The following is a 24,524-nucleotide window of genomic DNA, read 5'->3' as shown; positions in this document are numbered from 1 at the left end:
GCACCATTTTATCTATTCTGCAAATTTTTGAACCAAAAACAATAAATTTATCTGGTTTATAAAACGGGGGCGGGTTGTGGGGGTTCTTCCCCCCCCCGGGGCAAACAACCCCCAACTCCCAAATACACCCACTTATGGAAATCTAAATTCCGAAAGTGGCTCACTTTTGAAGTGATCGCAATGGCTCAATTTAATATTGACAAAAACAGTCATCTGCATATCTAACGATATACATTTGTTTGAGGTCGGTTTTCTTTAACGCTCTTGTCTTACTATTAGGTGCATAAGAATGTTTCATTTTTAAGCATTCCCATTGATTAGCTATCCACCAATCCAAGTCATTTAGAACAATGTTAGATAAAAGGGGAGATAGGATTCCTCCTTGCGGAGTTCCTTTAGTTGGGACACCTACACCTTTTATTGGTGCCTTTAGCATTTTCGAGACAATCGTTAATACTCTTTTGTCCCGTATGCCTATACTGTACATTTGTTTTATTAACTTTGAATGACTCACGTTATCAAAGAAACCTTTTATATCAATGTCTACTACATGATGCAGCTTCACATTATTGACTAGGAACTGACATCTAGCCATTACATGATGGGTTGACCTGTTTGGTCTAAAACCGTATGAATGGTTATAAAATTTGGCTTCACATATTGGTTCTAATACTTGTTTGAACATCTGTTGAATTAATCTATCTCTCATAGTTGGAATTCCTAGTGGACGTTTTTTACCATTTGGTTTAGGTATTTCAACCCTTCGTACCGTTTGGGGTTTATAATCCTTTAATATTTTTCGAATTTCCTCAATAAATACATCAACGTTTTCAATCTTATATTTATCAATTGTGATGCCATCAGTTCCCGCTGTTTTTGAACCTGTATTCGCTTTAATATTTCGAAAGGCTAATAAGATATTTTCTTTCGATATGATATGTTCATAAAGTCTGAGACCTTTTGTAGCGTTGTTTCTGCTTCGTTCGTAGAGGTCATCAAGTATATCTTGCATATTGTAGTATTCGGTATGTCGTAGCGTTGTACTCACTGATGGATTGTTTCTCCTTCCTTGCGGAAAATCCCATCATCTTACTCGACCCTGTGAGTTTCATTTAGTTAAGTTAGTTTTCAAAGAGAAGACTTGGGACTATCCCTCCACGTTCGTTACACGCTTCAACGGTACTGTGTCCCTACTTTCGCAAGAATAAAGTCATTTCGATAAAGATATTATCTTATAGACGCCATCCCGATAGTAGTCGTTTAAAGTGGATGTTTCTTACTTACAACGTTCCGATTAACCTAGCTTTACATATATCCGTAGGTGCTCACTTTAAGCCTGTCAACTCTATATCCTCATTTGTTAGATATCCCGAAGTTCCTATACACTACTCGTACTTTTCGGTGTTTGACACTGCGTTCGCAGTATACGTCTTTCGAGCGTATTAGTTTCTAGACCCGTAATAACGATAGGTAACCTACTGAGTGTAAAACTCTTGCGAGTTCCATTCTCTTTTCAGCTTTCCCCCGTCCCACACCGTGCGTGAGACTTTCACCTCACACGGCGCTTCCTCGAAAATTATGTTTTCTTTCTCATTCAATCATGATTTTCCCTCTGGACCTTGTATTTTTTCTTTTTGTATTTAGAACAACGTTAGTTGTTCATATCTAACTTCATTGTTGAAAATATCTAGATTATTTTCTTTTTCATTGATACAATTGTTCCCCACTAACACTCTTAATTTATCCAGTTTTTCAATGGCTTTTTTATTCAGATTTAGTCTTTTCAGGAGAGCCCTTATTGTTGCTGATTTTGTTGCATGTAACAGTTTGTGAACTTCTGATTTAATTAACGTTAAATTTTGGTAGCTGTCATCATGTGTTATATGCCACGGTATCTTATGATGACAACGCATGTCTAATAAATCTAACTGCTCGCCAGTTACCGAACATTTTCCGTTCTGAGCCACATAAAGCGACAAGCGATTGTCGTTGTATTCTACCGTCGCTCTACCTATTAGTATAGGGTGTTCTCGTAACCATTTAAGTTCTGTTTCGGATACGTTTGTTAGGTTCCTATGAATTAACTTTCGTCCTTCTTCAGTGTACTTGTTGATGGCATTACGTTTCATCATTGGATTTTTATTTCTAATATCAGCTAGATGAAGGATTGGACTTTTCATGAGGTATCGAATATAGTTGTTCTCTCGTTTAGTATACTTCGCTATCCCTTTGTCTTTGCCCCTATATTCCCCATATCTAGTAAAACCATTTGTATACTTGTTGTTCGGCTTGCTTTTTGGAAATCGGTTGTACATTTGTTTCTGCAGATCGTAACCTACTCTTTTCAAGTCTAGGTTCACATGCGTAGCGATTTCATAATAATTATGTATCCCAATTATCATGCTGTTGTACTTTGCGATTTCCTTAATGCAGTTTGAGCTGTTAGGGGTTTTTTGTATCTTTTTAATTTGCTCAGCTAGTTTCGCTTTCGCTGTTTTTATTGCTTTTGGGGACATGTGTGTTTCCACCACGTACTTCGTTGCACTTGTTTTCGTTTTGCCTTTTTTAGTTGCTTTAAGCGTGAACCCTAAGAATTCACTTTTTTGCTTCTTTAAGTTTGTTACCTTTGATTTCTCTTTTGAGATTGGTAACTTTAGGCGCTCTTCTAGCCACATTTGCACAGCTTTAAATATTTTCTCTGCGTTGCTTCGTGTGGCTGTGAAGATTTTGAAATCATCTGCGTAACGTACCATGTACATTGGCTTCAACTTTGTTTTCTTCAATGCTCTATTGTCTCTACCTGTTCTACCTTCTTTGTTTTTATATTTGAAGCTATGTCGGGTTTTCGCTGTTTCCCATTGGTCACTTATCCACCAGTCAAACTCATTTAGGTTGACGTTAGCTAATATGGGACTGAGTATCCCCCCTTGAGGGGTTCCTTTTGTTGGGTTAACGATTGTCCCGTCTTCCAATTGTATTGGTGCCTTTAATATCTTTCGTAGTATAACAAGTAGCTGTTTGTCTTGTATCCCGAGCGTCCATAATTGACGCATCAGTTTCCCATGATTTACCTCATCGAAGAAGCCTTGAATGTCCACATCAACCACATACATTAGGTTTGTTTGGTTTATCTTGAAGTTTGCATCTGCGATAGCGTGTTCTGCACTTCTGTTCGGTCTAAAACCGTAGCTTCTAGTGTTAAATTTAGCTTCACAGATTGGTTCCAAGACTTGCAATATACATTGTTGGATGAGTCTATCCCAAAGCGATGGTATTCCGAGCGGTCTCGTTTTCCCATTTGGTTTTGGAATTTCCTTCCTGCGAACTTTGCTTGGCTGGTAGTTGTTAAAACGATTTTCTATGTTCTTTAGAAGTTGGTCTTGGGACATCCGTTCAATCGTCTCAATAGTTATTCTATCCACCGAAGGTGTGTAACTTCCTTTGTTTCGCTTAATATTTCTGTAAGCAAGAAGGATGTTATCCTTTGACGTGATAATTCTCGTGAGATGTTTAAACTTTTTCCCTTCGTTAGACTTTTTGTACAATTCATCAAACACTGCTTGCATACCATAGTATTCTGCATGCCTGTTTTTATTGTCCTTGAGTATCCTGTCCTTAGATTTTTCATTCATGGTCTATCACCTTCCTTCACGAGAATTTAGGTGACCTTTTGAGTCTCACCAGAATCCATGCAAGGATTGAATGTTAGATATTCCTTCCATAATTTTCGACTTGTGGCTGTTCCTCCTTCTCTCATTACAAGAACCGTCATCGGTTGTGCCACTACTTTCATCGGTCATTAAAAACAGTTCCCTCGTTTACACGTTTCCTGTTTAACTTGAAGTGCCCCTCGCTCTAACGAGCAACGTTGACCGCTTCCGACGTTCCTTTCCGATTATCATTGTTTCAACTTAGGTGTCTCCTTTTCCCCGTGTCTAGCTCCGCAGCCTGTAACTGCGTTAGGATTTACTCTCCGAATGAAAATTTCAATCCTTTAGACAAGCGATATTTTCACGCCCGATTCATTTCTAAACCGTACTTCTGTCGAGGTTTACCTTCGGAGATTCGTCAGCCGTTGGTACGGCATTCTCACCATATTTAAACGACAGAGAGTATTCACTACAATTCCATTGGGTTTATTACTCCCTTTGGCTTTCGGTTACCTTATCGGCACTTCGGTAGTTTCAACCTTCATTACCCAGCTATGGTTGCCCTAGCCGACTGCAATCGACTGGAGGTTAGGGTATCTTACTGGAGAAGCTTCAAGGCGTTACCCTATCTTTTCATTCTCTCATCGAAAAAGTTATTCTCTTTGTAACTTTTATTTGAGCTACTCAGAGCCGTTCTCTCCCTATAAAGTTATTAGCCTTATTTTTGAGAACAACATCTCGCACCATTCGCAAGTTCGCCAGTCCATTTGGACATTCTCACCATAGATATTTTGTAGCATCCCGACCTATCATAAACCATATTCTAAGCAAGCAACTTAGGTTCATTTCAGCCGACTTTACCTAGCTTCATACACATTCTGACTACTACCATTATGTGCATGTAGGAGGATCAGATAACTCGTTTCAGCTCAACATGACAGTTTTCATTCCGAGTTTTAGTTAATCAGTTGTAATTGCTTATTAGCAATTCTCCTATTTTGTGCTTTGGCACTTATAAGGAAACGTTTCGCGCAGTACAAATCTTCACAATCTGTATTTTTCATTAAGATTCATATTGTATTGTAGCAGTCAATGGGTGACGTTGTTTTACCTCTTGTATTGATAGGTTTAAACTATAGTTTCCATGTTCGAGAAGTTTATTAAGAAAAAGATTTAATTGTTCTTGGGATTTAACTTTTATTTTTAAATGATAACAGCCTTCCCCAGATACTCGGTGAGCTTCAACTACCTCTATTCGCCCTTTAATAAAACGAATAAAAGCATCATGATTAGCTGTTTTCATATGAACAATGATAAACGCTGTATATGAAAGCCCTAGTTTCATTTCATCGATTATAAGGGAGTAGACTTTAATTACACCACTTTCCTCAAGTTTTTTAATACGATTCCCTACTGCTTGTCCAGTCATATGAATTTGTTCTCCTAAGTCCTTCCATTGAATACGTGAATTTTCGGTTAGTAACCGGAGGATCTGAAAATCAATTTGATCAATATCCATAATAAATTCCTTTCACCGTGAAATTATTTGATATAAAAGTCTTTCATCAAAGTATCGAGAAAAATCAAGATATTATTTATCATTTTATTATACTGAATCTTTAAATGAGGTGGAAAAAATGAGCACAGCTTTAATCATTGTCGATATTCAAAATGACTATTTTCCAAATGGAAAGATGGAATTAAGCAATCCTGAAAAAGCAGCCGCTAATGCTGCTAAAGTTCTTGAATGGTTTAGACAGAATAACAAAGATAATATTTTTCATGTTCAGCATATCGCAAGTGATCCAGGGTTAGGCTTCTTTCTTCCGAATACGGAGGGAGTTAAACTAAATGAAGCTGTTCTGCCATTAGAAAACGAAAGCATTCTTATTAAACATTTCGCTAACAGCTTTTTAAAGACAGAATTAGAAAGCAAATTAAAAGAAAAAGGAATAACCAAGTTAGTGATCGTAGGTATGATGACACATATGTGTATTGATGCAACAGTTAGAGCTGCTGTGGATCTAGGCTTTGAAACTACACTGATTGAAGATGCATGTTCGACAAGAGACTTATCTTATCAAGATAAGGTCGTTCCAGCTGAACAGGTTCATTATGCGTTTGTCAGCGCACTTAACGGTATGTATGCCAATGTAATTTCGACCGAGGATTTCCTACAACAGAACAACTAATTAAATAGAAAAGGGAGTTTGTTAAAAAAACAAATTCCCTTTTTTGCTGTTGTTTATAAAGCATCGTTATTTAACAAACCTGCCACGTTTAAGTAAAAGTCTTCACAATCTCAATTATTATTCTAATGAAATACGTAAAACGTTCCTCAAGAATCTGGCCCAATTCATTAAGAAGAGCGCATTTCTTGCTCCAAAAATGCGCCCGATTGCTGAAGAATGTTCTAGAATTTTAATATGAGATTACTTTTTGAATCTGATCATTAATATTTACCTTACTTAATCCTCCGTGGTAACAAACCACAGATTCAATGTCGAGGTCTAGGTATTTCTTCAAAGAGAGTCGAGCCTCTTTTATATTCAGTACCGTTGGGGCATGAATTCCCCCAATTATTCCGTTTACACTGTATTGTTGGTTCACTTACGATTACATGTAAAGGAGGAATATAATAATCCCGTTCCGCCTCTTCATTTCTGTAATACCACTTCTGAACTTAGACTTCTTAACCTTTTCAAGCCATGCATGATATGATACTTTTCACGACCAAAATAATCATGGAGCTCTAGGTATTGCTTATAAAGTTCATCATAAATGCTTACATTTTCCGGAATCGGAACATAGGTTTCTTCCTTAACTCTTGCCATGTTTTCGGCTGCTTCGAAAATCGTATCGTAGCCGCCATTCTCTTTACCTGAAGCAATCGCCGCATACATGGCGGCACCAAGAGCTGTGGTTTGTTTCGAATCCGCAACTTTAATTTCCCTATTGGTAATATCAGCATATATTTGCATTAGTAATCTGTTTCGTTGTGGAAGGCCACCGCTTGCGAAAATTTCATTAACCTTTACCCCTACCTCGGTAAAGTTTTCGATGATTTTTCTCGTTCCAAATGCGGTCGCTTCTAGTAAAGTTCGATAAATCTCTTCTGGTTTTGTTGCTAATGTAAGACCTACTAGTAACCCAGATAAATTGGCATCTACTAAGACAGAACGATTTCCGTTCCACCAGTCAAGGGCGATGAGTCCGGACTGTCCCGGCTTATAAGCAGATGCTCTTTCCTCTAATAACTGGTGTACACTTATACCTGCTTCTCCTGCTTGTTGGGCCACATAGCTAGGTACTGCCTGTTCTACATACCATGCAAAAGAGTCTCCAACCGCTACTTGACCAGTCTCGTAACTATAGTAACCTGGGATAATACCGTCTTCTACTATTCCACATATCCCTTCAATCACTTCTTCTTTATCGGAAATTAACATATGACAAGTAGAAGTTCCCATCGCCATGACCAGTTGACCAGGACGAACAGCCCCAACAGCTGGAACACTAGCATGAGCGTCAATAATTCCAACCGCTACGGTTGTTCCGGGTAGAAGCCCTAAACGTTGTGCCATTTCTTCTGTAAGTTCTCCTGCTTTTTGTCCAATAGATCGAACAGATCCACGCATTTTAGTTTCTAAAATATTCTCTAGGCGATCATCTAATGCTTTAAAAAACAAAGCATCTGGATACCCTTCCTCTTTATTCCAAAATGCTTTATAACCACTTGTATTACTACTACGAATAAGATTATTGGTTAATCGATACGTCACCCAATCACAGGCTTCCATGAAGAGGTCTGTTTCTTCAAAAATTCCTGGTGCTTCCCTTAAGATTTGTAGGATTTTTGGAAACATCCATTCAGATGAAGCTTTGCCTCCATATCGACTTAAAAATTTCTCTCCTCTTTCTTTTGCCAAACGTGTAAAGTCATCTGCTTCCTTTTGTGCTGCATGGTGCTTCCATAATTTCACCCAACTATGAGGATTGTCTTCCCATTGTGAATGGAAGCATAATGGATTTCCATTCTGATCTAAAGGTAAGACGGTGGAAGAAGTAAAATCAATTCCTATTCCAATTACATCTTTTGGATTAATATTCGCTAGGCGAATTACTTCAGGAACGGATTGGTAAAGCACCTCTAAATAATCTCTTGGATGTTGTAACGCCCAGTCCGTTTCAAGTCTTCTTCCATTCGGTAGTGCTTCATCTATAACTCCATGTTTGTAAGAGGTTACATGAGTGACAATTTCTTCACCCGTCACAACGTCAACTAATAACACCCTACCAGATTCCGTACCATAATCGGCTCCAATTACATATTTTTTTTCCATTCTTTTCTTCTCCTTCCACGCATTGTAAAGGGTTGCTTTTATTACGCTTTTATTTATATAAAGGACCGTAAGCTTGACAAGCGCGATAATCAGCTCCCATTAAGTCTGTCGTTCCAAACGCACTCCAAGCACTCGGACGGAAAATACGCTCCTCATCCACGTTATGCATGGAAACTGGAATGCGAAGCATAGATGCAAGAGTGAGTAAATCCCCACCAATATGTCCATAGCTTAATGAACAATGGTTTGATCCCCAATTGTACATAACAGAATAGACATCTTTGAACACACCTTCTCCAGTTAATTTAGGAACAAACCATGTTGTTGGCCATGTAGAGTTAGTTCTTTCATCCAATGCATCATGAACATCTTGAGGCAATTCAACTGTATACCCTTCTGCAAGTTGAAGAACAGGTCCCAACCCTTTCACAAGATTAATACGTGCCATTGTCACTGGCATTTCGCCACGAGTTGTGTAATCAGTCGAAAATCCCCCACCACGGAAGAAGTCAACAGCTGGACACCATTCTGTGGCTTCTAGACATTGATTCACTTCTTTTTCTGAGATTTCCCAGAACGGTTTCATTGCAGGGTGTCCGTCTTTTTGTTGCTGCCCAGTTCCATCTAAAGCCGCAGGTCCTGAGTTAATCAAATGAATGATTCCGTTTGATGCCATTCCTGTCAACTCTTTACCTGTAACTCGGTTCACCGCTTCAGAGCTCCAGTACGTGCGAACATCTGCAAAAATTTGAGCTGAATTGGTTAAAAGATGCCCAAATAACATCGTTACCCCATTTAAGGTATCATTTTCAGTTGAAATCATATAAGGTTCTCTTATCCCATTCCAATCAAAGGATGAGGACAAAATAGCTTCCATAAAATCTCCATTTGGCATAAAGTCAGTCCATGCTCGTTGCCCTTGGAAACCTGCAGCAATCGCATTACGTCCTAATGCTTCTTCACCGAAGCCCTTTTCTGATAATTTTGGATTCCCAACCATGAGATCTCTTGCAATCAGGGTCATTTTAACAACTGTTTTCCAGTCTTCTTCTTTCTGTTCCTCTGTTCTTTGTAGATGAACTGGATTGACGTTACGACCTTCTTTACAATGTTGCTTCACCCAAGTTAGTGCTTTGTTAAATTCTTCTTCATCATAAATATTCGATTGCATTCTTCGAATAAATTCACTCATATCTACATATTCGTTTCTCATGCCGAGATAATGTTGAAAAAACTCTTCATCTATAATACAACCTGCTATCCCCATAGACACAGAACCCATAGAAAGATAAGATTTTCCTCTAATGGTACTTACTACTAATGCCGCTTTCGTAAATTGTAATAACTTTTCTTGTACATCTTCAGGAATTGATGAATCAGTCATTTCTTGTACATCTCGACCATAAATACTGAAAACAGGTAACCCTTTTTGATTATGCGCTGATGAAGCTGCTGCTAAATACACTGCTCCTGGTCTTTCTGTCCCGTTAAATCCCCAAATCGCTTTTAAAGTAAGAGGATCTTGATCCATTGTTTCAGTTGGATAGCACCAAGAAGGAGTAACGGTAATCGTAATGTCAACCCCTTCCCTCTTAAATTTTTCAGTTGCTTTCGCTGCTTCAGCTACACCGCCAATTGTCGTATCAGCAATGACACATTCAACAGGAGTACCATCCGGATAACGAACCTGTTCTTGTAGAAATTTAGAAACAGCAGTTGCCATGCTCATCGTTACTTCTTCTAATGATTCACGAATGCCTCCCAGACGACCATCAATCGCTGGTCGAATTCCAATCCTCGGAAATTCTCCTATCCATCTTTTATTCTTTTGTATTGGTAAGGTTAAGTTACTAGTTTTCATTTTTTTCCTCCTGATAGAATTCTTTAAATTTATTTTTGTACTACACCAACCGTTAACAATATATTTGCATATATTCTTTGTTCACCTGTTGCAATTGCTAACTTAATATTTTCTTCTTTACACGCTTCATAGAATTCAAAACGCCCAAGCTTTTCTAAATGATCGACCGAACTAACAATCTCATTAAAATCATTAAAAATAGGCGGGGGTGTATTATCTCCTGGAACCATCACTTCTAACTTTTCAATTTTAATCATTTCATTTATTACTTTTAATACATCAGTAACAAGAGGAATCCCATGAGTTAAATTGAGATATACCTTCTCTACATATTTACTAGTATTAGAATCAATAGGATAATTCCCATCAGCAATCAAAACTTTATCACCATGGCCACATTTAGACAGCACATTTAAAATCTCTGTGTGTAAACACGCTGTTTTCAACAAGATTTTTTCACCCCTAATAATTAATAGAATTTAAAACATTCTACAGCCAATCCTAAAAGCTGACTGAATCACTAAGAATGTTTTTATATCGAGGATTTAATGCTATAATGAAATTCTATATCTTTTTTTTATTTTTCCTGCCAAGTACCGCTAATACTTGGCGGAGAACTTTTTATTTATTCGCGAAAAGAAACTATTGGCGAAAGCTCTTTTCTTATTCATATAAAACTGCTTGGATCTCTTCGTCGTCAATATTGTTTTGGTCATACCAGAAGAAACCTGTGTCAATTGATTCCTCGACCGGCTCACCTTTAGCTGCTTTTACTGCTGCTTTTACTGTTTCATAACCAATTCCAATTGGATTTTGAGTGATCGCACCAGCCATTACACCACTTTTAATTGCTTCAATTTGCAAAGCACCAGAGTCAAAACCAATAACAACTACTTCCCCATCTTTATTCAATTCTTTTACTGCATTTACTACACCAATAGCTGATCCTTCATTTGCACCATATAATCCTTTTAGATCTGGGTACGCTAACAAGATTGCTTTTGCAAGGTCAGTAGATTGTAAGTGATCACCACCACCATACTGAATATCAACAATTTCAATATTTGGGTACTTTGCTTTAATCTGTTCTACAAAACCGTCACGACGATGAACACCTGTAATACTCGTTTGGTCATGTACAATTAAGGCGATTTTACCTTCTTCATCAATAAATTCCGCCATTTTATCTGCAGCTAAAGCTGATGCTGCCTTATTATCAGTTGCTGCAGTAGATATAGGAATATCACTTTCTACACCAGAGTCAAAAGCAACGATTGGGATGTTATTATTTTGCGCTTGTTGTAAAAGTGGAATAGATGCTTGGCTGTCTAATGCAGCAAAACCAATTCCATCTGGTTTATTATCAAGAGCAGATCTAAGCATATCAATTTGTCTGTCTACATTTGATTCTGACTCAGGGCCTTCAAAAGTGATAACAGCACCATACTCTTCACCCGCTTTCTCAGCACCTTTTCTTACCGCTTGCCAAAATTGATGTTGAAATCCTTTTGAAATAATTGGAATAAACAGCTCACCTTCCCCTACCTCTACATCGCCTTGTGATGTACCTGCTCCTTCTTCTGAAGAACCACAAGCAGTAAGTGCCATGAACATAAGTGACACTAGAACCATAATAGTTAATAACTTTTTCATCTCATTCTCCCCTTTTCTCATTTTTTGTATATTTCTCCATAGGAGTTAATACCCATCTGATAATACTAAGCTTTTTTTCGACGTAAGTTATCAGCATATACCGCTAGTATAATAACGAAACCAACAACAACTGTTTGCCACTCTTGCGGAACTGAAAGAATACGCAAGCCATTCGTTAAAACACTCATAATTAAAGCTCCAATTACAGTTCCTATAATTGTTCCTTTACCTCCACTAAGAGATGTTCCACCGATAACAACAGCTGCAATCGCTTCCAATTCATACCCCATACCTAACGCTGGTTGTGCAGAGTTTAAACGTGATGCCATAATAACACCAGCTAGGCCAGTAAAAACTCCCGCTATTGTATAGATTTTAATCTTCCAACTGTCTACATTAACTCCTGATAAGCGCGTTGCTTCTTCATTACTACCCAAGGCAAAAGTATATCTACCGACAATCGTTTTAGATAAGATAAGCGCTCCTATTATGGCTGCACCGAAAAAGATTATGACTCCATTTGGTATTCCAGGAATAATTGTTCCTAGTGCAATATTGGAGAATCCAGGTGTATTCGTAAAATAAATTGGAGATGCTCCAGAAATAACAAGTGCCATACCTTTTGCAATCATCATCATTGCCAATGTAGCGATAAAAGGAGGTATTTTCATTTTTGCAATAGCTAATCCACACAATAAACCACAGAATGCACCTGTAAGTATTCCTACTAGAACTCCTAAAATCGTTGGCCCTCCAAGTGTCGTAACAAAAAGTGCAGTCATAACAGAAGAAAGTGTCATAACCGTACCAACCGATAAATCAATTCCACCGGTTGTAATGACAAAGGTTGCTCCTAATGCTAAAATCCCAATAACTGCTGTAGAAAGAAGGATACCTACAATATTAGAAAATTGTAAAAAGTTAGGAGATGCTATTGAGAAGAAAATAATTAACAAAATTAAACTTGCAAATGCTAGAAGTTGCTGAAGTGCTCCAGATTTAAAAGGCAATTTATTATTTTTCATAATTTCGGTTGTAATTGTATTCATTTCTTCCCCCCTGTTTACTTAACTAATGCTAACTCGTTGTGTAGCAAAATTCATTATAGATTCCTGTGAAGCGTTTTCAGAGCTAAGTTCACCAGTTATTCTTCCTTCACACATCACCATGACCCTATGACTCATCCGAAGGACTTCCGGTAATTCTGAAGAAATCATTATAATCGCCTTTCCTTGCTCAGCTAATTCGTTAAGGAGTTTGTATATCTCTCCTTTTGCACCTACATCTATACCTCGAGTGGGTTCATCAAAGATTAAGATATCACAGTCACGAGTTAACCATTTGGCAATAACGACTTTTTGCTGATTTCCTCCAGAAAGAAATTTTAATTGCTGGTTTATACTAGGTGTTTTCACTCCTAATTTTTGTACCATCTCTTTAGATACTTTCGCAATTTTAGAATCGTTAGCCCAACCAATTGGATTTAGAAAGTCTTTAATCGAAGCAATCGCAATATTGGTTTTCACATCCATATCAACCATTAGCCCAAAGCGTTTTCTATCTTCTGAAATGTAACCTATTCCATTTCTAACAGCATCGTTAGGAGCCTTGATTTGAACTTCTTTTCTATTAATTAAAATCTCTCCTGATGTAATAGGATCGGCACCAAAGATGGCACGAGCAACTTCGGTTCGCCCTGCCCCCATAAGCCCTGCAAAACCAAGAATTTCTCCTTTTTTTAATTCAAAATTTATATTCTTCAAAACTCTATTATTCAAGTTTTTCACTTCTAATATAACTTTGTCCGTTCCCGTCTCAATCATCGGTTTGGAGTTATCATAGATTGCTCTACCTACCATCATTTGTATAATCTTATCAATCGATATATGCTTTGTTATGACTGTATCTATGTATGATCCATCTCGCATGATGGTAATCCGATCCGTAATGCGTTTCAATTCTTCCATTCTATGAGAAATATAAACAATCCCCACGCCTTTACTCCGAAGTCTTTCAATAATTTCAAATAAAGTGTCGATCTCACTATCTGTCAATGCAGCAGTCGGTTCATCCATAATTAATATTTTCGCATTAAAAGAAAGTGCCTTTGCAATTTCAACCATTTGTTGCTTAGCAACAGTTAAATCACCAATTAATGCTTTGGGATCTAAATTAAGATTTAACTGATTAAATAATTTTTGCGTTCTCTTGTTTAGTTCATTTTCATTTAGAAGAAATTTCAGCTTACTACGAGGTTCACGACCAATAAAGATGTTCTGAGCAACTGTAAGATCAGGCATAAGGTTTAACTCTTGATGAATCATACTTATCCCTAAATCTTGTGCCATCTTCGTATCTGTAATATCAACTTTCTCACCTAGGTACGTAATTTCACCATCGTCTTTTTGGTAAATACCAGTTAAAATTTTCATTAAAGTCGATTTACCTGCGCCATTCTCACCTAAAAGGGAATGAACTTCACCAGCCTGCAATTCAAAGTTAACATCTGAAAGAGCTTGAACACCTGGGAAACCTTTTGATATCGCTTCCATTTTCAGTAATGCTTTACCCATTTTTCTCACCTTCTTTTCTTATTTAAGATAAAAAAACACAACCTTCACTATATTGATTTCTTTTTTTATTAATATTTTAGAAGAATAATTTTTTCGGTTTTTTCCATTCGCTGTTCAGCTTCCCATCTCCGTTTTCACCAAGTAGGATATGAACCTTCCCTGATCTTATCGAACAGTTTTATTATGGAAAATTTCAGGCTATATTTTCCATTCCCAATAGAGCATTCATTTACTTAACCACCTTCCATCATTTCTAGCTAATTGAACTTTTTTCATGTGTAACCAATTTAGGTTTAAATATTTCAGTAAAGGACCCTCGCTCGTTATTTAAGCGTTTCAATAAAATTTCACCTACTCTTTGTCCCATTTCATAAGGTTTTTGAACTATGGATATAATCCCAGGTGATTTTAATAATTGTGCTGCTTCAATGTCACCATATGAAGCAACAACTATATCTTTAGGCACCGAATATCCCCTCCTCGTTAGTTCGAGGAGAACACCGAATGTCATTATGTTGTTAAATGATAGAATGGCTGATGGCTTTTGAGCAAAATTAAGAAAATAATCAACTGCTTTGATTCCACCATCTTGCGTGAAGGATCCATTAAAAATATATTTCGTATCTTCTTCCATACCGTACTTTTTAAGAGCTTTACTATACCCTTCATAACGCCCCCAACCAGTACTCACGTGTAACAATCCATTTACAACCCCAATATATCGATGTCCCTTATCTAAAAGATATTTTGTTAATTCATACGTACTTTGAACGTTATCTTCTGTGACCGAATCTAATTTTTGACTTTCAATATCAAAGTCTCTATCGACCAAAACAACTGGCACACCAGCTTGATTAATTCTACTAGCCATTTCTTTACTACCATCAGCAGTCGCTAATACAATAGCATCCACCCGTTTCTCATACATTAACTGTAACAACTTCTCTTCTTTTTGGGGATTCTCATCACTACTACAAAAAATTAAGTTGTAGCCTTCTTGTTGAATGATATCTTCAATCCCTTTTGAGATTTTCATATAAAATGGATTTGATATATCAGGAATTACAATACCAATTGTATTGGTTTTATCTCGTTTTAAACTTCTAGCAATTGCATTTGGTTGGTAGTTAAGTTTTTTTATAGCTAAATAAACACGCTCTTTTATGTCATCGCTTACAAAACCACTTTGGTTTACCACTCGCGAAACTGTGGCTGTAGAAACTCCCGCTTCCAGTGCTACATCTTTAATTGTATTTTTCATCATTGTATCACCTCCTAAGTAAGCAATCGTTTACATCAAACTATTTAAAGCCTTGGTATCACTTAAGTAAGCGTTTACATTTAAAACTTTACTACATAATCTAAAATTTAACAACCTTACTTTTTTAAAAAATCAAAATATTTTTTCGAATCTTGAGATATCTCTCTTTATTTTAGGAGAAGCAAGTAATCTAAGTGGGTTCGCACACGGTAATTCTCTATTACGGCATGCGGGACTGCATTTAGTTGAAGCTTGCTCAGGGAAATGGAAAGGGCAAATTGTCCTCTCAAAACGTGGAAGATCTCGGCTACGGCGTTGCTTGTACTTAGCAACAATGAGCCTTATAGCAAACAACCCTCAGTTCAAAGTACTTCACTACAACAATGTTCACGCGAAAAAAATGAAGAAAATGAAATCGGTTATGAAACTGATTGGTAAGCTAGCAAGAATGTTAGTGGCGATGGCCCAAAGTAATGAGTCATATTGTCCTGAAAAAGTGCAACCCTTAACACCAATAGCTGCATAAGGAACCATTCTAAATACTCTTTTAGAAGGAACAAATCAAAGAAATTAGCTAGAAGTTACTATTAGTATTTTATTGAATATTGGCTTATTCGTAGAATCTCAAAGAAAGCACGGAGTACCGGATGTGTCCAACCAAAGGGCTTAGACCCGTTCACTTAGCAAAACCGGCCTCCACCCCTTGGATAGGCATGACGAAGGAATGAGAGGGCTTAGACCCGTTGAGACATGGGAGGGATAGCCTCCAGGGGCGGCGTGGAGAATACGTGCACTATATGGAAATAAGTGGAGAATTGATTATCTCCTCTATTCCCGCATGCCCTCATGTAGCCCTAACGACTAAGCCCCAGCTCTTTCTTCCACTATTGTTCTGATAAGTGGTTTGATATCCTAGGAATAAGCGAGTATTTAAGAGGGATATGTATCTAACTGAGGGAGTTGGACAATAAAAATAAGGGCTAGTAGAATAATACACAAAGAGTGAGGAGCGAATCTACTATGTCCAAAAAAAGAAGAACGTTTACCACAGAATTTAAGAAGCAAGTGGTTGCTTTATATGAGAGTGGAAAAAGCCGTCAAGAGATTGTTCATGAATATGAATTAACTGCGTCTGCATTAGACAGGTGGATTACTCAGTTTCAACAGTCTGGTTCGTTCAAAGAGAAAGACAATCGAAGCCCGGAAGAACAAGAATTGATTGAGTTAAGAAAAAGAAATAAACAGCTAGAAATGGAAGTCGATATGTTAAAGCAAGCCGCGCTGATCATGGGACGAAAATAGAAGTGATTGAAAAAAATCGACACCTCTATTCGGTATCAGCAATGTGCGAAGTCCTACAAATAGCTCGAAGTAGCTTTTATTATGAAACAGAAATAGCTGCTCAAAAAGAAAAAGAAAAGGCTAAAGAAGAACAAGAATTAAAAGAAAAAATACTAAAGATCTTTAACGAAAACCGTAAAATATATGGAACTCGCAAAATAAAAGGAAACCTTTTAAAAGCTGGTGGAGCGCATTTCCACTCTCTTAACCACCTAGATCTTGAACTTTTTGATTATATCAATTGGTACAATAACATCCGTTCGCACAGTGCCCTTGGGTATCAAAGTCCGGTAATTTATCGAAACTTACCCCTTAAAAAGATTGTTTGATTTAGTGTTGACATACCAGTATTATGGAACAACCGTTCAGAATGCTGCAGTGATCGGGGATAATTTAAATGATATGCCTATGTTTAAAGTAGCAGGAATGGGAATAGCTATGGGAAATGCAGATGAAGAGCTTATTAAAATAGCCGACTTTAAAACTTTATCAAATAAAGAATGTGGTGTGTCGTATGCTTTTCAAGAGTATATACAAGGATATTAGATACAAAAAAGCAGTCTCATTGGAAACAAGTAAGATGAAAAACTTCTTTGGTCGATGTTTCATTTATATATTAGGCCTCTTTATTTTATCTCTAGGGGTTGTTTTCATGATCAAATCAGACGTTGGGATAGCTCCATGGGATGCATTAAATGTTGCTTTATCAAAAAAATTGGACTTACAATTGGATCATGGGTGTTTATCGTTGGTGGAATCCTAATTTTTGTGAATGGCTTTATAAAAAGAAGTATCCCAAACGTATCTGGTTTTATTCCTATTCTTATTATTGGACTTTTTGTTGATATTTTGAACTTAAAGCTCCTCCAATTCCTGCAAATCGAAGATTTATTTTACCGGTGGTTTTTGTTTTTGGGAGGATTATGTATACTAACTTTTGGGATAGCCGTTTACTTACGTGCTTCTTTCCCGTCTGTTCCTAATGACGAGTTAATGCTAGCGATCACTAAGAGAACGGGATGGGGAATTAATGTTACAAAAACAATTGGAGAAGGAATAGCCTTTGGTCTTGCTTTTATTGGGATTGGGGGTGGCCCTATTGGAGTGGGAACCATTATAGTTGTACTGTGCTTGGGTTTTCTTATAGGTTTGTTTGATCAACTTTTGCATAAGGTTGGATTAACACGTTCTTTAAGCGAGGAGGATAGTTTGGATGAGCAATATAACAGAGATAGCAAAAAGAGCGAAAGTATCTCGAACGACTGTGTCTAGGGTATTAAATAATCAACCTTATGTGAAACCCGAAAAAAGAGATGCTGTTCTAAAGGCAATAGAGGAATTAAACTATGTCCCCAATTTAAATGCTATAAACTTATCCAGAGGAAGAACAAATGTATTTGGGGTTATCGTTCCCAAGATAAACCATCCGTTTTTTAGTAATTTGATTGAAGGTATTGGAAAAGAGTGTAATAAACATAATTATAGTTTACTTGTCCATCAAACTAATAACGATCCAAAAAAAGAGTTAGAGTTTTTTAATATGCTGAAATATAAAATGATTGATGGACTTATTTTAGGCTCGAGTATAAGTCCCGTCAGTATAATTGATGAACTCTCTTATTTTGGGAAAATCATTTCTTATGAGTTCTCCGAAAGTAAAAAGATTGCAAAAGTGTTTGTGAATCATGAATCCGGTATTAAGTTGGCAGTTGATCACTTGAAATCTCAAGGACATCAAGAAATTGGTTTGTGTATGGGAAACCCACGGAGTGGAGTAGGAGTAACCAGAAAGAAATCTTTTTTTCACCTTCAAAAAGAATACGGGTTGATTTGGAGAGATGACTGGTATTTTGATGAAAAATATACGATTGAGGACGGGATTAAAGCGGCAAAGACTATTTTGGCACAACCATCACGTCCTACTGCGATGGTTGTAGGTAGCGACCAGGTAGCTGCGGGAATTATCTATGAAGCAAAGAAACAGGGATTAAAGATTCCGCAGGAATTAGCTGTGATAGGCTTTGATAACCAGCCTATATCTAAGGTAGTAGAGCTTACAACAATCAATCAACCGATTATAGAGGTTGGTGAGACGGCAGCTAACCTATTGTATAGAATTATTCACAATCAGGAAGTTCCTTCTGTTATAACACTGAAATTAGAGCTAATTAAAAGAAAATCAGCATAAATCAGGGGCTTGATCCAAAAGGTAAATGTCTTTTAGGATCAGCCCCTTTCTGTTTAAGCCATAACTAATTCTGGTAACAAGCTGAAACAAATAGGCACATGAAAACCCAAAGCTTTTTCTAATGCCCGCTTTGCGCAGGTGTTTCGATAGTTGTAATTCAGAAAATAAAGCTGAACGTTCATTTGGTAGTTGCTCATTTGAGTCTTTTTCAATTATCATAGAGAAGGCACCTCTTCTGTGGTAATGGTTTCTAGTCAATTCCACTATACCAAAGAATGAGGTGCTTTTTCTTGTTTAAAGGCAGTCGTCAAGCAATGAAGTTGATCGTGCTTAAAGCTTTGATAGAACTAATACAAGGTCAGTTTTCAAGGTTCGAAAATTGAGTTATAATAATTAAAAGATTTTAATTTTCGAGAAAAGATATGATCAAGTTATATACTTCTTCTGTTTCTACTTCTTCAGGAAAAGAAGATAAAAAGCCATGTATTGTCCCACTAATTTGTCTATGTTGGACAAAGTTACCAGCTTGGAACAGTTTTTTGGCATAAGCAATTCCTTCATCTCTTAATACATCATATTGAGCTGTAATCACTAGTGCACCTGGCAAGTTACTTAAATCTGCAGCTCTGATTGGGGATGCATAAGGATGTAACTTATTTTCATCTTCTCCAATATAGTAATTCCAAAACTGAGCCATTTCTCCATTTGTAAGTCCATATCCTTTAGCATTTTCATTATAAGAGGCGTAAATAGAATCATGTTCCAACGAATAATAGTCAGTAACTGGATATATAAGAACTTGTTTAGCGATATATGGCCCTTTTCTGTCCCTACACATTTGTCCCACTACAGTAGCCAGATTACCCCCAGCACTATCACCACCTATGAAAATTTGTTTACCCACTCCATCTAACATTTCCACATGCTCTGAAACCCATTTTGTTACAGAGTAACAATCCTCAGGTGCAGCTGGAAAGGGATGTTCAGGAGCTAATCGGTAATCGACAGAGATCACTTTAACCCCTCCCCTATAGGCTAACTTACGGCAAACTAAATCATGAGAATCTAAACCACCTTTTACAAATCCTCCACCATGAAAAAACACAAACAAGTTATAAGGCCCTTCAATATTGGGTGTATATACTCTAATTAGAGTATTCGTTTTATTCTTAATAGAAAGATCATCAACTTTTTGTAAAGGATAATTAAAACCTTTCAGATCTCTTTGTTGAAATCGATCTCTATCTTTTTTTAATTCTTCCATATCTGATATATCAACCCTTGCTACTTCTTCTAAATGGGCTTTAACATGTGGTCTCAGTGTCATCTAATTACCTTCTCTCTATCGGTTTATATAACTACAACGTAATAGGAACTCCACTTTATTCTACAAAGCGGAGTCTCTATTACTGCTATCTAGTTAGACCAATTGTCTATAATTGATTGGGCATCATCGTTTAGAAAGACTTTTGCTTCCGCTTTTATAAATTCATCCATCGCTTCATTGTTAAGATGCTTTATAAAATCCGACATATGTTTAATTCCTTGAGTGTCACGATCTGCATCATAGTAATGTTGTGCTTGTTTCAACCGCTCTTTCAATTGCACATACAGTGGATGACTAAGCACTTCTGCATCTTGATAATAATATTCTAGTGTTTGCTCGATTAACGGTATCGTAGCTTTGATCGTTATTTCAAGTGAATCTGAAGTAACTATGTTTCCATTAAATGTGACATTAACCCATACTTTAAAAGATCTGACATCATTCAATCCTTCTGCCAATGTAAGTTCTCCGTTATCATTGATAAAAACAATGTCAGAATTTGTTGTTAAATATTCAATCTCCATATCATCAAAATTTGCGTCTGTTCCGTCAGTCATTATCCCGGCTAAATTCAAAGGTATTGTTTCTCCAGGATTTATAGTAGTGCGTTCTGAATTTAGTGTAACTTCAGCGAGATCTACTACCTGTTCTCCAAAGAGATTTAACACTTCCTCAGATGAAAGTGAGGTTCTATATACACTGATAACATCTAGGCTCCCATTAAAGTATTCCGTTCCATTCGGGCTTCTTCCGATTGAATCTGGCTCACTCGTTGTTCCTCTAATATAGGTGTCACTACCAAAGTTAACAGCACCACCGCTTGGTGTTTGTTCCTGCCCATTAATATATAGTCTAATATCATTATTCTTATAATCCATTACACCCACAACATGATTCCACTCTCCAACAATAAACGAATCAAGAGAATATTCATACTTGTTGTAAGCATCAGCGGATTGACTTCTACCCGACATTTGAATCGTATTTTGGTTTCCTCTTACAGTTAACTCTACTCCAGCACGTCCACCATCAATTCTAGTTCCGAAAATCTTCATTCCGGTAGGTTTAATGGAATCCATTTTCACCCAACTAGCTACTGTAACACCACTTGCACCATCTAAATATGGTCCAACTGTATGCTCCAAATCTACATAATCATCTATTCCATTAAATCGTAGTGCGTGTTCTTCATAACCGGGTGCCCAAGAAGCACCATGGATCACGCCATAGTTATCATATCCTGATTCATCGCCAGCATTATTTCCACTCCCCTCATTAAATAACCAATGTCCGACTAAATCATTCAGCTCCCCCTCAGGTTGTGACTCTCTTGGCGGCTGAGGTTCTTCTTCTTTTGAAGTCGTTCGGTAGATTTTTATGTCATCAAGCATTCCTGTAAAGTATTCGGTCTCATTAGGACCTCTCCCAATATAGTCATGCTGAGATGTGGTTCCACGAACAAACTTATTACTACCAAAGTTGATTGTTGTACCTGGAATAGCCGTTTGTTCTACTCCATTAATTAACAATCTAATCTCATTGTTTTTAAAATCTAGTATACTTTCAATATGGTTCCATTCACCAAAATTAAATTGTTCTAATGAGTATTCGTGTTTGTTATATGCATCACTGGATTGACTTCTGCCTGCAACTTGAATCGTATTTAATTTGCCTCGAATATTGAGCTCCACACCTGCTCTACCACCATCAATTCTACTACCAAATATCTTCATTCCTGTTTTTGCTTCAAGAGAATCTAGTTTTATCCATCCTTCAACAGTGATACTTGATGCACCATCCAAGTAAGGCCCCACTGTATGCTCTAAATCTATATAATCGTTAAATCCATCAAATTGAAGAGCGCTTCCCTCATAGCCATCATCTATCCATGAAGCACCTTTGATAACACCATAATTGTCATATCCCGAATCATCATTGGCTATATGACCATTTCCTTCATTGAATGACCAATGACCGATCAAATCATTAATTTCGCCTACAGGGTTAGGCTCTCTTGGTGCAGGTTGATTCTCGCTATAGTTATTCTCGAGGTAATACATACGTCCATCCTCGGCACCAACTAAAAGATCCGGAACACCATTATCATTCCAATCAACAATTGTTGGGGAGGTCGTATGTCCTGCTAAAACACCTTCTGTAACTTGACCCATATTTCTAAAAAGGAATGGTTCCTCTTCTGTTCCAACATTAAGGAGTAAATTGATATTTGGACGACCATTCACAAGTAAATCCAGTTTCCCGTCACCGTTCCAGTCAACGATTGTAAACTTCCTACGTCCACTAGAACCAGCTTCTTCATAGTTCATTTGAATAGGTCCTTTTGGTTCCATAACCGCATAACCGAATTTATCGAATTTGGAGGAACCTTCTTCACCTATGAAAATTCGTTCGCCAGGAAGCAGTTTCAATTGACCATCTATCTCTTGACGTTCAAAAAATGCAAGGTAACCTTCATGATCCAGCATAATCAAATCATTTAATCCATCCTCATTTAAATCCATTACGTATGGCGTTGTCCGCCATTGTGTTACCAAGCTCTTTCCTTCTGGATCCCACCAATTCCATTCAGGTTTGGGTGCATCTCCTTCCCATTCCACTTCAATCGGTTGGGCTGCTGCTAACACAGGATTCTTACGTGTTCCGACATTTTCATACCAATGTACTTTCCCCCATATATCGTTAGCAATTATATCCGGCAGTCCATCGTGATTCCAATCTGCTACTTTCACGACAGTATATCCCCATTTAGCCTCCGCCGGCCCTTGTATGGATCCGTTTTCACCTGCTTGAATGCGTATCTCTTCTCCACCAGCTTCAAGATATACTGGCTCTGCCCATGTTGGGCTTGCCCCACCACTCAGATTTTTAACAAAACTAATTCTTCCTGCTGTATCACCGACAATTAAGTCCTCGATTCCATCGCCATCCCAGTCATAACTATCCGGTGTGGCTAATAAGTTTACTTTCAAAGTATCTGCTTGTTGCTGGAAAAAGTATGGTTCCTCAAATACAGGCATTCCATTGACAACTTCCCCTGTATTTTCAACTAATGCAACTCTTCCATCTTCCTGTCCGACAATCAAATCCATATGACCATTCTTTGTCCAATCAATAGCAGAAACAACAAGCATTTGTAAATCCATTGTTATGGTACCATTATTGTTTTCAAGATACTTTCCCTCATCATAGACTGGTTCAGTTCTAGTTCCTATATTTTCAAAGAACGTTAGTTTATCTAAATGTTCACCCGTAATAATATCTAGCTTCCCATTACCATTAAAATCAGCAACAACAGGCGATGGTTTACCATATACATCAATTGGATTACCACCTGCCTCTATTTTCACCGGGTCACTATAGTCAGGATCTTCGGTAGTTCCTAGGTTTTCAATGTAATAAACATAGCCATGCAGTGGACCATTTGTCCATTCACCATTTTCATCAAAGGCATTATCCCATCCGTAATCATCCCAGTCCCCTACTCCAACAATTAAATCTTGTACTCCATTACCGTTATAGTCTACAAAACTCCATTGATTACCGCGAAGAAATCCTTCGGAAACGTGCACTACTCCTTCAAAAGGGATCGCTTCACTAGGATAAAGACCTGTTTCTTTCACATTTGGATACACTCTGCCTGGCGTTGTCACAATCGGTTCACCGTCAACATAGGAAATCGTTACATTATCCAATCCATGACTGATTCGAACTGGCTCTTTAAAAACAGGATGTTTCACATCTCCACTTATATTTTCAAAAAAATACAATCCGTTAAAAGGCTTATCAATTCCTGAGACGAGTAAATCCAAATGTCCATTGCCGTTATAGTCCATTGGTAATGGATGAGCCCAAGCACCAATGCCTAAATCTACAACAAGTCCTGGATTATTGTATTCAATTCGTTCTAGCATAGGAACGCTTTCAATATCCTTCTCCTCTCCATTTATTCTGTCTGTTCCTTGCCCTACTGAGAATAATAAACATAACAACAAAATAGTGGGTACAAATCGAATAGTTTTTCCCATCACATTTCTAACTCCCTTCAATTTTTCACTAGAATATGAATGCTCCTAAACCCCTTTACACCTCCTTTTATTTGTCACAGAGTAGTCTTCTTAGCCCTAAGGATCTCTGAATAAATCTTGTATGGTTAACCCTAAAGTAAAGGGGAGATAATCGTAATTCAAAATATTTAGAATATTCAGAAATAATAGCGAGCAGTTTTTAGGAGATAATTTTCTGCTTTATACATTTCATCTCCCTATGGTACGGATACGGTGATAAGAAACTGAACATTTTCATTTGT

Annotated in this window: 15 protein-coding genes and 6 pseudogenes; 7 read left to right on the top strand and 14 right to left on the bottom strand. The window is 37.4% G+C overall.

All coding sequences use genetic code 11. The features are described from left to right. Nucleotides 1–208: 208 nt before the first annotated feature. From SAZ04_RS14455 to SAZ04_RS14445, 3 genes and pseudogenes are all read right to left on the bottom strand, one after another. Nucleotides 209–1,048 (bottom strand): annotated as a pseudogene (locus tag SAZ04_RS14455) (reverse transcriptase domain-containing protein); the annotation flags it as partial. A 592-nt stretch (nt 1,049–1,640) separates the two neighbouring features. Further along, nucleotides 1,641–3,632 carry a group II intron reverse transcriptase/maturase gene (gene ltrA, locus SAZ04_RS14450; protein ID WP_332696293.1) on the bottom strand — a complete coding sequence of 664 codons (1,992 nt, stop codon included), beginning with the start codon at nt 3,630–3,632 and terminating at the stop codon, nt 1,641–1,643. Between the two features lie 1,081 nt (nt 3,633–4,713). After that, nucleotides 4,714–5,169: an Lrp/AsnC family transcriptional regulator gene (locus SAZ04_RS14445; RefSeq protein WP_332696291.1), complete on the bottom strand. Its 456-nt coding sequence runs from the start codon at nt 5,167–5,169 to the stop codon at nt 4,714–4,716. Between the two features lie 118 nt (nt 5,170–5,287). Between SAZ04_RS14445 and SAZ04_RS14440 the strand changes: the two genes are divergently transcribed. Then, entirely contained in the window at nt 5,288–5,842 is a 555-nt protein-coding gene (locus tag SAZ04_RS14440; RefSeq protein ID WP_332696289.1) for a cysteine hydrolase family protein, read from the top strand. A 229-nt stretch (nt 5,843–6,071) separates the two neighbouring features. Here the strand turns inward: SAZ04_RS14440 and SAZ04_RS14435 are convergent. The 8 genes and pseudogenes from SAZ04_RS14435 to SAZ04_RS14400 form a co-directional block, all read right to left on the bottom strand. After that, nucleotides 6,072–6,257: pseudogene (locus tag SAZ04_RS14435) on the bottom strand (MBL fold metallo-hydrolase); the annotation flags it as partial. A gap of 50 nt (nt 6,258–6,307) precedes the next feature. Beyond that, complete coding sequence (locus tag SAZ04_RS14430) at nt 6,308–7,993, bottom strand: ribulokinase (protein WP_332696287.1); 1,686 nt, start codon at nt 7,991–7,993, stop codon at nt 6,308–6,310. 49 nt (nt 7,994–8,042) lie between these two features. Next, nucleotides 8,043–9,854, bottom strand: coding sequence for an L-fucose isomerase (locus tag SAZ04_RS14425; RefSeq protein WP_332696285.1), 1,812 nt, complete (start codon nt 9,852–9,854; stop codon nt 8,043–8,045). 29 nt (nt 9,855–9,883) lie between these two features. Further along, nucleotides 9,884–10,303 (bottom strand): RbsD/FucU family protein, encoded by a 420-nt coding sequence (locus tag SAZ04_RS14420; RefSeq protein WP_332696283.1) that lies wholly within the window; start codon nt 10,301–10,303, stop codon nt 9,884–9,886. Between the two features lie 214 nt (nt 10,304–10,517). Then, nucleotides 10,518–11,507: an ABC transporter substrate-binding protein gene (locus SAZ04_RS14415; protein WP_332696281.1), complete on the bottom strand. Its 990-nt coding sequence runs from the start codon at nt 11,505–11,507 to the stop codon at nt 10,518–10,520. A gap of 65 nt (nt 11,508–11,572) precedes the next feature. Further along, the gene (locus tag SAZ04_RS14410) at nt 11,573–12,556 is read right to left on the bottom strand and encodes an ABC transporter permease (protein WP_332696279.1); all 984 of its coding nucleotides are present in this window, start codon (nt 12,554–12,556) and stop codon (nt 11,573–11,575) included. An 18-nt stretch (nt 12,557–12,574) separates the two neighbouring features. Continuing rightward, on the bottom strand, nt 12,575–14,080 hold the full coding sequence (locus tag SAZ04_RS14405) for a sugar ABC transporter ATP-binding protein (protein WP_332696276.1): 1,506 nt from the start codon (nt 14,078–14,080) through the stop codon (nt 12,575–12,577). Nucleotides 14,081–14,333: 253 nt separating this feature from the next. Continuing rightward, nucleotides 14,334–15,344, bottom strand: a complete 1,011-nt coding sequence (locus tag SAZ04_RS14400; protein ID WP_332696274.1) for a LacI family DNA-binding transcriptional regulator — start codon at nt 15,342–15,344, stop codon at nt 14,334–14,336. Between the two features lie 166 nt (nt 15,345–15,510). On the opposite strand from SAZ04_RS14400, the pseudogene SAZ04_RS14395 reads away from it, so the two are divergent. The 6 genes and pseudogenes from SAZ04_RS14395 to SAZ04_RS14370 form a co-directional block, all read left to right on the top strand. Continuing rightward, nucleotides 15,511–15,867: pseudogene (locus SAZ04_RS14395) on the top strand (transposase); the annotation flags it as partial. A 494-nt stretch (nt 15,868–16,361) separates the two neighbouring features. After that, nucleotides 16,362–16,867, top strand: a pseudogene (locus SAZ04_RS14390) (transposase); the annotation flags it as partial. After that, the gene (locus tag SAZ04_RS14385; protein WP_431309012.1) at nt 16,841–17,011 is read left to right on the top strand and encodes an IS3 family transposase; all 171 of its coding nucleotides are present in this window, start codon (nt 16,841–16,843) and stop codon (nt 17,009–17,011) included. The pseudogene SAZ04_RS14390 and the gene SAZ04_RS14385, both read left to right, overlap by 27 nt. Nucleotides 17,012–17,015: 4 nt before the next feature. After that, nucleotides 17,016–17,228 carry an HAD family hydrolase gene (locus SAZ04_RS14380; RefSeq protein ID WP_332696272.1) on the top strand — a complete coding sequence of 71 codons (213 nt, stop codon included), beginning with the start codon at nt 17,016–17,018 and terminating at the stop codon, nt 17,226–17,228. Then, nucleotides 17,197–17,954 (top strand): annotated as a pseudogene (locus SAZ04_RS14375) (YczE/YyaS/YitT family protein). Before SAZ04_RS14380 ends, SAZ04_RS14375 begins: the two are co-directional and overlap by 32 nt. Then, nucleotides 17,896–18,870, top strand: coding sequence for a LacI family DNA-binding transcriptional regulator (locus tag SAZ04_RS14370; protein ID WP_332696270.1), 975 nt, complete (start codon nt 17,896–17,898; stop codon nt 18,868–18,870). Before SAZ04_RS14375 ends, SAZ04_RS14370 begins: the two are co-directional and overlap by 59 nt. A gap of 75 nt (nt 18,871–18,945) precedes the next feature. Here SAZ04_RS14370 and SAZ04_RS14365 read toward each other — a convergent pair. The 3 genes and pseudogenes from SAZ04_RS14365 to SAZ04_RS14355 all read right to left on the bottom strand — a co-directional run. Beyond that, nucleotides 18,946–19,089, bottom strand: a pseudogene (locus tag SAZ04_RS14365) (IS4 family transposase); the annotation flags it as partial. A gap of 184 nt (nt 19,090–19,273) precedes the next feature. Beyond that, nucleotides 19,274–20,197, bottom strand: coding sequence for an alpha/beta hydrolase (locus SAZ04_RS14360; protein ID WP_332696268.1), 924 nt, complete (start codon nt 20,195–20,197; stop codon nt 19,274–19,276). 89 nt (nt 20,198–20,286) lie between these two features. Next, entirely contained in the window at nt 20,287–24,243 is a 3,957-nt protein-coding gene (locus tag SAZ04_RS14355; RefSeq protein ID WP_332696306.1) for a LamG-like jellyroll fold domain-containing protein, read from the bottom strand. Nucleotides 24,244–24,524: the final 281 nt, after the last annotated feature.

It is taken from the genome of Halalkalibacter lacteus (genome assembly GCF_036663595.1).
Taxonomy (GTDB): Bacteria; Bacillota; Bacilli; order Bacillales; family Bacillaceae_D; genus Halalkalibacter; species Halalkalibacter lacteus.
Note: the sequence above shows the minus strand (reverse complement) of the source record. Positions and strands in the feature narration are given on the sequence as shown.

What these genes read in the sequence shown, in the direction of transcription:
- SAZ04_RS14425 (WP_332696285.1), bottom strand. Translation starts at nt 9,854, where the DNA reads ATGAAAACTAGTAACTTAACCTTACCAATACAAAAGAATAAAAGATGG.
- SAZ04_RS14440 (WP_332696289.1), top strand. Translation starts at nt 5,288, where the DNA reads ATGAGCACAGCTTTAATCATTGTCGATATTCAAAATGACTATTTTCCA.
- SAZ04_RS14415 (WP_332696281.1), bottom strand. Translation starts at nt 11,507, where the DNA reads ATGAAAAAGTTATTAACTATTATGGTTCTAGTGTCACTTATGTTCATG.
- SAZ04_RS14400 (WP_332696274.1), bottom strand. Translation starts at nt 15,344, where the DNA reads ATGATGAAAAATACAATTAAAGATGTAGCACTGGAAGCGGGAGTTTCT.
- SAZ04_RS14410 (WP_332696279.1), bottom strand. Translation starts at nt 12,556, where the DNA reads ATGAATACAATTACAACCGAAATTATGAAAAATAATAAATTGCCTTTT.
- ltrA (WP_332696293.1), bottom strand. Translation starts at nt 3,632, where the DNA reads ATGAATGAAAAATCTAAGGACAGGATACTCAAGGACAATAAAAACAGG.
- SAZ04_RS14405 (WP_332696276.1), bottom strand. Translation starts at nt 14,080, where the DNA reads ATGGGTAAAGCATTACTGAAAATGGAAGCGATATCAAAAGGTTTCCCA.
- SAZ04_RS14360 (WP_332696268.1), bottom strand. Translation starts at nt 20,197, where the DNA reads ATGACACTGAGACCACATGTTAAAGCCCATTTAGAAGAAGTAGCAAGG.
- SAZ04_RS14355 (WP_332696306.1), bottom strand. Translation starts at nt 24,243, where the DNA reads ATGGGAAAAACTATTCGATTTGTACCCACTATTTTGTTGTTATGTTTA.
- SAZ04_RS14445 (WP_332696291.1), bottom strand. Translation starts at nt 5,169, where the DNA reads ATGGATATTGATCAAATTGATTTTCAGATCCTCCGGTTACTAACCGAA.
- SAZ04_RS14430 (WP_332696287.1), bottom strand. Translation starts at nt 7,993, where the DNA reads ATGGAAAAAAAATATGTAATTGGAGCCGATTATGGTACGGAATCTGGT.
- SAZ04_RS14370 (WP_332696270.1), top strand. Translation starts at nt 17,896, where the DNA reads ATGAGCAATATAACAGAGATAGCAAAAAGAGCGAAAGTATCTCGAACG.